The 12,486-nt window shown below is 51.8% G+C and carries 11 protein-coding genes; 5 read left to right on the top strand and 6 right to left on the bottom strand.

Features of this window, described 5'->3' with window-relative positions; all coding sequences use genetic code 11:
* Nucleotides 1-23: 23 nt before the first annotated feature.
* The 4 genes from ACO0LK_RS12290 to ACO0LK_RS12275 form a co-directional block, all read right to left on the bottom strand.
* On the bottom strand, nt 24-1,355 hold the full coding sequence (locus tag ACO0LK_RS12290) for a DUF4034 domain-containing protein (protein WP_422975428.1): 1,332 nt from the start codon (nt 1,353-1,355) through the stop codon (nt 24-26).
* A gap of 317 nt (nt 1,356-1,672) precedes the next feature.
* Nucleotides 1,673-2,170, bottom strand: a complete 498-nt coding sequence (locus tag ACO0LK_RS12285) for a M15 family metallopeptidase (protein WP_422975426.1) — start codon at nt 2,168-2,170, stop codon at nt 1,673-1,675.
* Nucleotides 2,167-3,039: an N-acetylmuramoyl-L-alanine amidase gene (locus ACO0LK_RS12280; protein ID WP_422975424.1), complete on the bottom strand. Its 873-nt coding sequence runs from the start codon at nt 3,037-3,039 to the stop codon at nt 2,167-2,169. The genes ACO0LK_RS12285 and ACO0LK_RS12280 overlap by 4 nt, the downstream gene beginning before the upstream one ends.
* Nucleotides 3,036-4,025, bottom strand: a complete 990-nt coding sequence (locus ACO0LK_RS12275; RefSeq protein ID WP_422975422.1) for an N-acetylglucosamine kinase — start codon at nt 4,023-4,025, stop codon at nt 3,036-3,038. The genes ACO0LK_RS12280 and ACO0LK_RS12275 overlap by 4 nt, the downstream gene beginning before the upstream one ends.
* Nucleotides 4,026-4,277: 252 nt before the next feature.
* On the opposite strand from ACO0LK_RS12275, the gene ACO0LK_RS12270 reads away from it, so the two are divergent.
* The 5 genes from ACO0LK_RS12270 (at nt 4,278) to ACO0LK_RS12250 (ending at nt 10,601) form a co-directional block, all read left to right on the top strand.
* Nucleotides 4,278-5,573 (top strand): MFS transporter, encoded by a 1,296-nt coding sequence (locus ACO0LK_RS12270; RefSeq protein WP_422975420.1) that lies wholly within the window; start codon nt 4,278-4,280, stop codon nt 5,571-5,573.
* Between the two features lie 3 nt (nt 5,574-5,576).
* Nucleotides 5,577-6,578, top strand: coding sequence for a succinylglutamate desuccinylase (locus tag ACO0LK_RS12265; RefSeq protein ID WP_422975418.1), 1,002 nt, complete (start codon nt 5,577-5,579; stop codon nt 6,576-6,578).
* Nucleotides 6,575-8,410 (top strand): ABC transporter substrate-binding protein, encoded by a 1,836-nt coding sequence (locus ACO0LK_RS12260; protein WP_422975416.1) that lies wholly within the window; start codon nt 6,575-6,577, stop codon nt 8,408-8,410. The genes ACO0LK_RS12265 and ACO0LK_RS12260 overlap by 4 nt, the downstream gene beginning before the upstream one ends.
* A gap of 147 nt (nt 8,411-8,557) precedes the next feature.
* Nucleotides 8,558-9,157, top strand: a complete 600-nt coding sequence (locus tag ACO0LK_RS12255) for a M15 family metallopeptidase (RefSeq protein ID WP_422975414.1) — start codon at nt 8,558-8,560, stop codon at nt 9,155-9,157.
* A 1-nt stretch (nt 9,158) separates the two neighbouring features.
* Entirely contained in the window at nt 9,159-10,601 is a 1,443-nt protein-coding gene (locus ACO0LK_RS12250) for a serine hydrolase domain-containing protein (protein ID WP_422975412.1), read from the top strand.
* A 14-nt stretch (nt 10,602-10,615) separates the two neighbouring features.
* On the opposite strand, the gene ACO0LK_RS12245 is transcribed toward ACO0LK_RS12250, so the two are convergent.
* Complete coding sequence (locus ACO0LK_RS12245) at nt 10,616-11,518, bottom strand: LysR family transcriptional regulator (protein ID WP_422975410.1); 903 nt, start codon at nt 11,516-11,518, stop codon at nt 10,616-10,618.
* A 60-nt stretch (nt 11,519-11,578) separates the two neighbouring features.
* Nucleotides 11,579-12,469 (bottom strand): N-acetylmuramic acid 6-phosphate etherase, encoded by an 891-nt coding sequence (locus ACO0LK_RS12240; protein ID WP_422975408.1) that lies wholly within the window; start codon nt 12,467-12,469, stop codon nt 11,579-11,581.
* Nucleotides 12,470-12,486 lie beyond the last annotated feature (17 nt).

Here is a 12,486-nt window from a genome sequence, read left to right as displayed (position 1 = left end):
GTTTGCAAGAAAATTAGCGGAGATTACATTTTTCCGTTAAAGCGATATTTGCAAATGTCAGGTGTGTAATTTGAGGGCCAACTTTCTCGTTCAAGCTTATCTTGAATTTGTACCCATAATTTGTTAAAAGTATCTTTGTCATTCGCACGGCAGGCATATACGGCCATCTCGTTCATCAGTATCGTGTTCTGCTTCTTTTTCAGCCTATCTTCATAGCCCTGCTTAATTCTGGGCCAGCTTGCCAGGCTGTCACGAAAAATTTCAAAATCAATTTCTTGATATAAAGCGATCCTTTGATAGATGGATGCGTACACAGCGGCGTCACTGGCTCCATGTATGTTCTTGACAGCAGTTTCTACAATCTTGTCTACTTTTATCCAATCAGCGATACCATATCTGGGGGCATAAACTAAGGCCATTTTCTCGTATAGATTTGGGAAGTGTGGATGGCGCTTGATTGCTTCCTTAAATAATTTTTCAGTGAATGTCAGGCTTTTACTGTTTTCCTGGGCTATTGATAAATACATTTCATACCAGGAAGGATCGCGGGACGCATAGGATTTTGCGCTGGACAGGGCAAGCTCTGCTGCATCCATTTTTTTCTTGAAAAGCTTCATGGCAAGTGGATCAACACTAAGATTGGCTTCGCTACCGCGTATGCGCCATGCTGCTGCCTGCCAGTAGATAGCTTCTGCAATTGAAGGGCCAGTTGATTTGGGATTCAACTTTTTCCATTGTTGAATGCGCTTAAGACCATCTTGGTCATTTTTTCCATTGAATTGCATTTGCATCACGTAGGAAAACGACGATAACTCCCAATTACCAGAAGCGTCAGTTAATTCTGAGCTAATCAATTTATCCAGCAATTGGTCAATTGCCGCGAAATCACCCTCAACAAAGCTTGATTCGAATAAATTCACATATTTATATTTCGATATGGTTTCATCTATCGGCAGACTCGTTGCCTCCCAGATATAAGGCAAGTAAAAATCACGACTTGCCACTACTGCGCCATTTTTTTGTGAAACCAGTTTGAGTCGCAAGATATCGGTTTTTTGTACTTCATTGTCTGGTGGTCTTCGGAATGAAGCAGTAGTTGTTATGTTTTTCCCTTGATTGATAAAACCTCGTTCAAGCTCTAATGCTCGAACTGCTCCATCACGCGACTTGGCGAATGCATCTAAAAGGACAAAACCTTTTGATCCATCATAATTGTAGTTAACTTCAACAGTGACGGATTGAGCATCACTTTTTTTGATGGTGTAGGAGTTGATACTGACATTGTCTTGTTGCGCTGCTGCGGAAGATAGGAATGAAATAAAAACGGCGAGCAGGCTAAGACGTATCAAATTCATGGACGTAGATTATTAATGTGGGCTGTTGGTGCTAACAATAATCCCGTCTGAAGCAGGGGATTAACTGATGCAATACTAATAACAGACGTTAGTTTAAATCACATTTCTAGCCAGTGAACAGTTTAAAGATGTATGTGTGAAAGTATTTTTCTACGATAGCTTTGTGGAAAAGCGGAATGGCAGGCGATATGGAAATATCTGGATTTTATTGAACTGCACTGAAATGCTAGCAAGGCTAGTGCCGCTAAGAAGCCAATTTAAAGAATAGGGCTAGTCGCCGCAACGTAGTTGGAGTGGCTACGTGTATGTATTATTTTTTACCCATAACACCAATGCCAGGGCTCATACTGAAACCCGCTGCTATTGCCCGGTGGGTAAGACAGATGAAAGCCAAAGCGGCTGGCGTTGGCTTGCAGCCAGGCGAACGCCGGAGTGGTGTCGAAAGAAATTTCCAGTTCCGGGTCTTCCGGTGTGGCGATGTCGATGGCGCGGCCGGTATGATGTTCGCTATAACCGGGTGGGGCGCAGACCAGCAAGATGTCTTCCAGTTGCTTGCCCTCAGCAAGCTTGTCGCTGATGATGTCAGTTTGCCTGGCGATGCTGCGAAAGGCCGATATCATCAGCAGGGCAATGCCATCCTGCATGGCAGCGGTTTTCATCGCTTGCCATGCCTGATTGGTGGCAGGGGTCAGAAAATATTCCCTGCCATCTTCTCCGGTTTCTGCCAGTACCAGTTCCTGCGCTTCATCCTGCTCTGTCAGGCCACGTTGCTGTATCAGTTGCGGCGGGATGACGAAGCTAGCAGCCATCTTCATTTTGTTTTCAGATTGGCGAGCAGGGTATCAAGCATGGCGGCGGTTTCTGCGTCTGGGGTACCATCAAACTTTGCCGGACGATACTTGGTCTGGAAGGCCACCAGCACACTGCGGGTCGCAGGGTCAAGCACGCCATTTTGCGGGACGCCATAACCATATTGTGCCAGCTTTTGCTGGAACCATTTTACGTCTGGCAACTGCGCTTCAAAGGCAGGCAGGCGTTGTGCTACTTCAGCGGGCTGTGGCCAGGGTATCAAACCGGCATCGGCCAATTGCTTCCATGGGAACATGGGACCTGGGTCGGATTTGCGTTGTGGCGCAATGTCGGAATGGCCGAGTATGTATTCAGGGCGGATCTGATAACGGGCCGAGATATCTTTGACCAGCGTGATAACACGGTCTATCTGCGCTTGCGGGAAGGGGAAGTAGATGCGGCCTTCGGGTGTATCCTTGAACCCGATGTTGACGATTTCTATGCCTATGGAACTGGCATTCAGGCGGCTATAGCCTTTCCATTCGCTCAGACCGGCGTGATAAGACATGCGGTTTTCCGGCACCAGTTGCCAGACCTTGATGGGGTCTTCATCACCGACCAGGTAATGGGCGCTTACACCCTGTTCACTCAATGCACGCAGCGAAGTGGGCTGGTCAATGGCGGTGTAATGCAGGATGAGGAACTGCACACGTTCCTCCTGGCTTTTTGCAAGAATGCTCTTGTCTATACCATTTTCAACATAAGGTGCTGCTGTTTTGATGGCAGGCTTGGGTGTCGTGTTGATGGTCGTTGCGGTATTGACACTTGTGCTGGCACAGCCGCTGATGAAGATGCTGAGTGCTGCCATCAGACTATACAGGTAGTTTTTTTTCATGATTTGTTTTTGAGTTGTCGGGCAGCCAGTCTGGCTGCGGAAAAATGGGCCTGGCAAGTACTCTGGCGCAGGCTGATTTCTGGCGGCAGATGGATGCGCAGGGATTCAACGATGGCAGGGTGCAATTCCTGTACCCTGCCACTTAGTGCAATCGGTTTGTTGCCAAAGCGGGTACACATGGCGATGCCCAGGCGCGCCAATTCCTTTCCTGCGTTTTGCAATATCTCCATGGCCTCCGGGTCGTTATTGGCAGCAGCGGCAACCGCCAGTGCCAGTTTGCCGATATCACCACGGCTGCGGTGATAAATGAAATCGCGCGAGATATTCCAGTCATTGCCACCTATCAGTTTGAACAGGCGTTTCGCCATGTCAGATTCTTTCCAATGATCGGGATGTTCGTCTTCGGCGCGCCATAATTTGCGCATGGCTTCACGGGCGATCCAGAAGCCGCCACCGGCATCATCCAGCAAATAACCACGCCCGCCGGCACGATGAAACGTACCTTCGGCATCAATATAGGCTGCGATGGAGCCGGTGCCGGCATAGATCAGGTAACCGGTACCAGGTTTGAAAATGTCCAGGTAAGCAATTTCTATGTCATTGCTGACGGAAATCCAGTTGTCTTCGATTCCAAAACTGTCGGCCAGCATGTCTGGCAAGGTGTGCGCATCGCCGCCAAAGCCGGTAATACCGGCGCGTATGCTGCCAACCTGGCCATGGCTGCCCGCGGTGGCAGCCAGCCCGGCAAAAATCTGGCGCAATGCTTCTATGCCTTCGGCAGTATCGGTTTGCAGGGCGGTCAGGCCAGCGGCTGTGCCACTGGCAAGTATCTGTTCATCCTGGGTTGCCAATGCCCAGCGCGTTTGCGTGCCGCCTGCATCTATGCCCAGAGCAATCCGCCTGGTCTGGCCTGGCGCCTGTTCCTGCTGGTCAGATGCCATGTCAGCGAGCATAAACGGATAATTCCTGGGAAATTGTTGGGCCATCGTTGAACTGAATCGTAATAACGTGCAGTTGTTCGTTTATCATAGGGCGCTTCTGGCGCTGGCTACGAATGAAAAGATGCACCCGGGTTATAACTTTTTGCTATGAACCGGTCGCAAAATTTCAATCGCGTTCTCCCCGCTTTACTGGGAACATGTACTGTAAACAGATTCCAGGAACCGCCTTGCAATTTAGCTTGACATCAGATCAGAATCCAAATCAGCCTCAAATAAGCTCTCAAGAAAAAGACGACAATGACAAGCGAGATAGCAAACAGCAAGCAATCCACCCAGGTGCCAGAATTATGGCGCTGGATACCGTCATTGTATTTCAGTCAGGGAATTCCATACGTAGTCGTCATGACACTTTCCGTCATTATGTACAAAAAGCTGGATATTTCCAATTATGATATTGCTTTATATACAAGTTGGCTCTATTTACCTTTTGTGATCAAGCCTTTGTGGTCACCCTTTGTGGATATGTACAAGACCAAGCGCTTTTGGATAATTACTCTGGAACTCCTGATCGGCGCTTTGTTCGGGGTGGTGGCTTTGGCCATACCCATGCCGGGCTTCTTTCAGGCCACATTGCTGGTGTTCTGGTTGCTGGCATTCAGCGCGGCCACCCATGACATCAGTTCTGACGGGTTTTACATGCTGGCGCTGGAGCAGCATCAGCAGGCCGCATTTGTTGGTGTACGCAGCATGTTTTTCCGGATATCGATGCTGACTGGGCAAGGTGCCCTGGTGTATCTGGCTGGTACCTTGGGTGATTTGACCGCAAATCCCCGGTTGGGCTGGATCGTTGTTTTTTGCGTGCTATCGGTGATGTTCATAGGCTTGTCTGCCTACCATAAATATGCCTTGCCAAGACCCGTTAGTGATCTTGCGCATGGTGACCCGAATCAGGTGGTCGCTACTTTCCTGACGATCTTTGGTAAGTTCATCAAAAAGAAAAATGTGTTGATCAGCATTGCCTTTCTCTTGCTGTATCGTTTTGGTGAGGCACAACTGGTGAAAATAGCGCCACTTTTTTTACTGGATGCAACTGCGAAGGGCGGGCTAGGCCTGACCACGCAAGAGGTGGGTGTTATTTATGGTACGGCAGGCATGGTGGCACTGACCGCCGGCGGCTTGATTGGCGGTGCGCTGATTGCACGTTATGGCCTGAAGCGCTGTCTGTGGCCCATGGCCATGGCGATCAATGTGCCCCATCTCGTGTATGTGTACCTGGCATTTGTGCAGCCGCAAAGTGAAATACTGATCGCTATCGCCGTCGCTTTTGAGCAAATGGGTTATGGCTTTGGTTTTACCGCCTATGTGCTGTATATGATCATGATTGCAGATGGTGAACACAAGACTGCCCATTATGCAATCTGTACCGGTTTCATGGCCATGAGCATGATGCTGCCGGGCCTGTTCAGCGGCTGGTTGCAGGAGTTTTTGGGCTATTCCCACTTTTTTGTCTGGATTTGTATCGCTGCCATCCCCACCTTTGTGGTGACGGCCCTCATTAAAGTAGACCCGGCTTTTGGCAAGAAAGCCGAATGAACCATGAATACAAGAAACTATCCTTATGCTTTCCAGAGCAGCAGCTTCCAGTCACCCCAGACCGGGACTACCGTCATCATCACCGGTGCTGTACATGGTAATGAAACCTGCGGTACCAAGGCTATCCGGCGCGTAATCAGCGAACTCGAAAGCGGCATCTTGCAGCTGGTTGCCGGTCGCGTGACCCTGGTGCCGGTATGTAATCCACTGGCTTACCAGTTAGGACAGCGCGAAGGGGAACGCAATCTGAACCGTCGCCTGATCCCTACGGAGGATGTCAGCGAATTTGAAGATCATGTCGCCAACTGGCTATGCCCTTTGTTTGCCCAGCACGAAGTCTTGCTTGATCTGCATTCTTTCCGCAGTCAGGGGGAGGCCTTTGTGCTGATCGGACCGGAAAACAACCGTGGTCCGCTCGAATCCTTCAGTTACGCCAAACATGAACTGGCCATGGCCATGCGTCTAGGCGTACACCGGCTGGTCGATGGCTGGCTGAGTACCTATGCGCGCGGTGTGCAGCGGCGCCAGCAGCGACTTGCTCATGATGCGGATGTGAAAACCCTGGCGAATGCGAATACCCAGTTTGGTGTCGGCACCACAGAATATATGCGTTCTGTCGGTGGTTATGCGATGACACTGGAATGTGGTCAGCATCTTGATCCACAGGCGCCTGAAGTCGGCTATCGGGCTATCGTCAACAGTCTGCGTCATCTTGGCGTGATTGCCGGTACCGTACCCGAACCGGTGACGCAGATGGAGGCATTGAGAATCTATGATGTCATCGATAAATTCCATGTGGATGACCGCTTCGTGCGTGAATGGCGCAGTTTTGATGCATTGAAGCAGGGGGATCTGATCGCCGTCAGGGCAGATGGCAGCGAGCTCAGGGCTGAGCAGGATGGTCGCATCATCTTCCCCGATGCCGGTGCCAGTCCGGGCGAAGAATGGTTTTACCTGACTATGGCAAACCCGCGTCTGGCCAGTTTGTCTGAGGCCAGTGCATGAGCCATCGTCTGCTTTTTAGTCTGAGCTCGAGCCTGTTTTTGTCGCTGGCTGTGACCGGTATTGTGCCTCTGGCACAGGCAGCACATGCAGCACAGGCCACACAAACTGCACCCGCTGCCGATAAAGTATTGCGGGTGCTGATCACCACGCCCGAAGGTGCGCTGGACCCGGCTGTGGCATCGGATGTGCCTTCGGTCAGTATCAATGAAAATATTTTCGAGCCCATGCTGCGCTATGACTACCTGGCGCGGCCGCTCAAACTCAAGCCAAATACCCTGAAATCCATGCCTGACGTGACGGATGAAGGTAGGACTTATACCCTGCATTTGCAACAGGGTATTTTCTTTACCTCTGATCCTGCATTCAAGGACAAGCCGCGCGAATTGACGGCGGATGATTACATCTACAGCATCAAGCGTCTGTATGATCCTACCGTCAAATCACCCTGGCTCTTCATGTTTGAAGGCAAGTTGCTGGGTGATGAGAAACTGCGCCAGGGCAAAGATGGCAAGGGGCAGGAATTCAGTCTGCAGACCAGCATCCCCGGCTTGCAGGCGCTGGATCGGTACACCTTGCGCATACGTCTGAATGCACCGGACAGCAATTTCCTGTTTATCCTGGCCACCACTGCCACGGGGGCGGTAGCGCGGGAAGTAGTTGAGGCTTACCCTAATCAGGTAGGCAACCATCCGGTGGGCACCGGCCCGTTCATGCTGGGTCAATGGCAACGCAGTTTCAGGATTGAACTGCTGGCCAATCCGCATTACCGCAAGGTGATCTTCAATGATCAGGGTATCGATGATGTCTCCCGCAAGATCGCAACTGAGCTTGCCGGGCAGACTTTGCCACGCGTCAGCAAGGTGGAAATCAAAGTCATGGAAGAGCAGCAGTCGCGCGTGCTGGGATTCCTGAACCACGAATTTGATTACCTGGAACAGGTGCCAGCACCCTTGTCGAATATGGTGCTGGACAATGGCAAGCTGAAACCTGCGCTACAGCAGCAAGGCGTGCGGCTGTCTTTGTTCACACCCTTGCAAACCTATTACATGTGGATGAATATGGAAGATCCGGTCATAGGTGGCTATACCCCGGAAAAAATCGCCCTGCGCCGCGCAATTGCCTTGGGCTATGACAGTCGTGAAGATATCGCCCTGATGGAAAAAGGCCTGGCCATCCAGGCGCAATCTCCTTTGCCGCCAAATGTGCTGGGTTACGATGCTGCTTATAAAAGCCCGGTGCAATATGACCTGAAACTGGCGAATGCCTTGCTGGATAAATTTGGCTATAAACGTGGTGCGGACAATTATCGCAAGCTGCCGGATGGCCAGCCCCTGCAATTGCAGATGCATACGCTGGCTAGCACCACCGGACGCCTGCGTGATGAAGTCTGGCGCAAGAATCTGGATGCACTGGGTATCCATGTCAGTTTCAAGACCGACAAACATTCGGAAATCATACGGGCAGCCCGTCTCGGCAAAGTGCAAATGACCGAGGCCAACTGGATCGCCGATTTTCCCGATGCCGAGAATTTTTACCAGCTGTTGTATGGCCCCAATGCAGGCCGTGCCAACTATGCACGCTTTAACCTGCCAGCATTCAACAAACTGTACGAACAGGCAATACGCCTTAGCGATTCGCCGGAACGTACTGCCCTGTACCGCCAGATGGCACAACTCATGCATGGCTACACGCCGTGGGTGACACGTATTCATCCGGTTACGGCCGATCTAACGCAAGCCTGGCTACAGAACTATTATCGTCATCCGGTCGATTTTACCAACTGGCGTTATCTGGATATTGATACGGCGGCACGTAGCAAGGCGCTTAAATAGTGACGGCAAATTAGATGTTGGACGGCAGGAGGAGCATGAAAAATGATTATTCCTTCTGGTTATATGTTATCGGTAAGTTTTCATTGGCAGGGGCGGGGGACTATCCCTATGCTGCCAGTATGAAAAACTCTGTTGTATGGAGCCTTTGTGCGTTGTGAAATCATTGCTGATCATCCGGATTTTTGCCGGCTCGATACTGTAGACGGTGTTGTCATCGATTTGCGTTATGTCGGCGACGACAATTTTGTCGGGCGCGATTTATATGGCGATCTCGACTGTCGCTGGTTGCACCGGGAAGCGGCACAGGCTTTGCAGTCAGCCGTCAACTGGCTGCGCGAACATTATCCCGCCTACCGTATTCTGGTACTGGATGCCTTGCGTCCACACCGCATTCAGGAAATGCTGTGGCAGCATCTAGATGGCACCCCGCTGCGCATGTATGTGGCTGACCCTGCACGTGGCTCCATCCATTCCTTTGGCATGGCGGTCGATGTCACACTGATCGATGCCGATGGCAAGGAACTGGACATGGGCAGTGGTTTTGATGCCATGGAAGAAAAATCCCATCCTGTACTGGAACAGAAAATGCTGGCAGAGGGGCAATTAAGCCAGACTCACCTTGATCAGCGTAATATTCTGCGACAAGCCATGTTTCATGGTGGTTATCGTGGTATCAACAGCGAATGGTGGCATTTCAATTGTGGCGACCCGGTCGTCGTGCGCCAGACCTATCTGCGTATAGACTGATATGCGCGCTATCATGCAGATTGGGCAGCCAGGCCGGCGCCAGAAGGTATGTCAGCGCCTGTTGCTCATCTGCGCATCAGCCGCTGCAATAACTGCACAGGCCATGCCATTCTGGATGGGGGCAGCCATGGCACAAACATCTTCTGCATCTTCTGTTCCGCAGTCCAGTCTTGACAGCCAGGTGACGAAAAAACTGGCAAGCATCGTCGCAGACCCCCAATTACCCCTTGCCGGACTATCGGTGCTGAGCATTAAAAACGGCAAAATCATTTACCAGCAGCAGTTTGGTCAGCGTTATATAGCCCGCGATCATCCTGCCAATAACCTGGCGGTGGATGCGCAGACCCTGTTCCGCGTGGCGTCTGTGTCAAAAATGGTAGCTGCCATAGGAGCGATGTGCCTGGTCGAACAAGGCAGGCTGGACCTGGATGCCGATATCAGTCGCTATCTGGGTTATCAAGTCAGAAATCCGCATTTCCCCGATGTTGCCATTACCACCCGCATGCTGCTCAGTCATACTTCATCGCTGCGGGATGAGGGCGGCTACAATTTCCCAGCCAATGTGAGCTTGCATAGTTTTCTGTTGCCTGCTGGCGCACATTTTGATCGTGGTCTGCAATGGGCTAGGCCGTCCGGCGAGCAGGCAGGTGAATCGCGCGCGCCGGGTAAGTACTTTCATTATGTGAACCTGAACTGGGGAGTCCTTGGTACGGTCATGGAAGCTGCCAGTGGCCAGCGCTTTGATATGTTCATGCGGGATACCGTCTTGCGTCCACTCGGTGTGACAGGTGCTTACCATCCCGAACTGCTGTCGCCGGATGAATTATCCAGACTGGCCGTGTTATACCGCAAGCAGGAAAATGAAATCTGGAACCTGCAAGGCCCCTGGGTCGCCCAGACCGACGATTTTCGCGCAACACCTCTGGTCAAAAGGTCGCTGGATAATTATGTCCCTGGCAGCAATGCCACCTTATTCAGCCCGCAAGGTGGCTTACGGATTGATGTACAGGGCCTGGCTCGCATCATGCTGATGTTGATGAATGAAGGCGAGCTGGATGGCAGGCGCTTCCTGCAGTCTGCCAGTGTCCGTGCACTGCTCAGTGAACAATGGCGCTATGATAAAAGTGCCCGCAATGGGGACGACTATCATGGCCTGTTCCAGGCATGGGGTCTGGGTTTTCAGCGTTTCAGCGATGTCAGCGCTCAGCACTATGGTGACAGGCTGGTATCGCCAGTGAAAGGAAAACCTGCATTCAAGGCAGTCGGGCATCTGGGTTTTGCCTATGGCCTGCAGTCCGGCTTCATGTTTGACCCGGCAACACGCAATGGCATGATTTACATCATCAGCGGTGTTGCTGCCGACCCCGAAAAAAATCCGGGTAACTATTCCAGCCTCAGTCTGTGGGAAGAGCAGATACTGACTACCCTGTATCGTTTTTATTGATATGAGTTTGGACCTTACGAGGTGCGGGCAATAAACTCTGCACCGGCTTCCTTGATGGATTCTACAAACGCCCGTGCCGAACGTGACAGGGGCGTGGCTTTGACGGTCAGCAAATACAAATCTACCGGTACATTGGGCGACAGCGGGCGGCACTGCACCTTGCTGTGATCTGATGTCGCCGCAGTGAAGGGGTCAATGACTGCTGCACCGGCTCCCAGTTCTACCAGAGTCCTTGCCAGCAGATAGGTCTGCACCACCGTGTAGGACGTAAAACTCAGGCCCTGTTCTTCGCAGGCATCCATGACACGACTGACCAGATGGTCATCCAGATCGAGTGCGATCAGGTTCTTTGGTAAATCACTGACCGGCAAGGCCGTGTTATCCAGTTGTCTGGACCAGGTACCTATGGGCGCAATGGCTGTCATGCAGCCGCGTATCAGCGGTTCAGATGCAATATTCGGGTGGCAGGGGTCATACAGGGACAGGGCAAAATCCACGTCACCCAGCAACAGGGCGTTCACGATTTCACTGGTATGGTGAGTCGCCAATGTGCAGTGGACATGGGCAAATTTCTTGCGCCATGCTGCCAGGGCCGCAGGCACGACAGTAATCGACAGTGTGGGGGTGGATGCCAGTCGCACTGCTTCGTCAGGATGGTTTTTCAGGTTGCTGGCCAGCCGGCGTACTGATTGCAGGTCGCGGTTCAGGCGGTCCACTTCGGCAAACAGCTTGTGTGCTTCCGGTGTCGGATGCAATTTTCCCTTGATGCGTTCAAACAGCTTCAGACCCAGCTGAATCTCGCAGTGCTGCAAGACCTTGGTTGCCGCTGGCTGTGAAATATTTAGCAATTGCGCAGCGCCACTGATCGTGCCTGCCTGCATGATGGCGTGGAAAACTTCGATGTGGCGCAGTCGCATGATTCAACCTGAGTGACAAAAGACGAACTAAATTGTAACGCGTTGCCAGCGTTGTTGTGCTTACTTTTGCGGTACCTGCAAGGCACGTCGCAAATCATCGCCACATTCGGCCAATCTGTTGCTGGCATGTGCGACGCTGATGTTATTCAAAATAGCAAGAATTGCGGTCTTTACGTGGAAGTCGCATTCTTCCAGCACGCGGCGGCATTCGGCTTCGTCACGACCGGTGGCATGCATGGTCAGGCTGACTGTGCGCCGCAACAGTTTGACATTGGTTGGTTTGACATCCACCATCAGATTGCCGTAGACCTTGTGCAGCCTTACCATCAATGCGGTAGAAAAACTGTTCAGTGCTACTTTTTGCGAGGTACCTGCCTTTAATCTGGTACTGCCGGAAATGACTTCATTGCCGGTATCGAGGGTAATGCCGATGTCGGCCGCGCCGGTCACTTGCGCATCTGGATTATTCGCAAAACCTATGGTCAGCGCACCGCTGGCACGTGCGGCTTGCAAGGCCCCCAGTACATACGGGGTGGCACCCGATGCCGCAACCAGCAATACCACATCATTTGCGGTCAATGCCAGTTCACGAATTTCGCTGGCACCTTTTTCGGCATCATCTTCCGCCCCTTCAACCGCAACAAACATGGCTTGTTTGCCACCTGCCAACAGCGATAGCGCACGCTCGTTGGGCCAGGAAAATGTGGGCAGCAATTCCACACCATCCAGTACCCCCAGACGACCGGACGTGCCGGCACCTACATACACCAGCCGGCCACCAGCCAGTATGCGCGGGGCAGCCGCATCCAATGCGTCAGCAATGCGGGCTGCTACCTGGCGCACGGCCCTTATGGCATTGAATTGGTCATCAATCAGAACGTGCAGCAATTCTTCAGTGGGATACAAGTCCAGATCGGTATGGCTGCTGCTGGGTGTTTCGGTATTCAACATGGTGTTCTTTCCAGTGC

The organism is Undibacterium sp. Ji49W, assembly GCF_049340205.1.
In the GTDB taxonomy this organism is placed as follows: domain Bacteria; phylum Pseudomonadota; class Gammaproteobacteria; order Burkholderiales; family Burkholderiaceae_D; genus Undibacterium.
The sequence above is the reverse complement of the archived record's forward strand: the minus strand, read 5'-3'. Positions and strand labels throughout refer to the sequence as shown.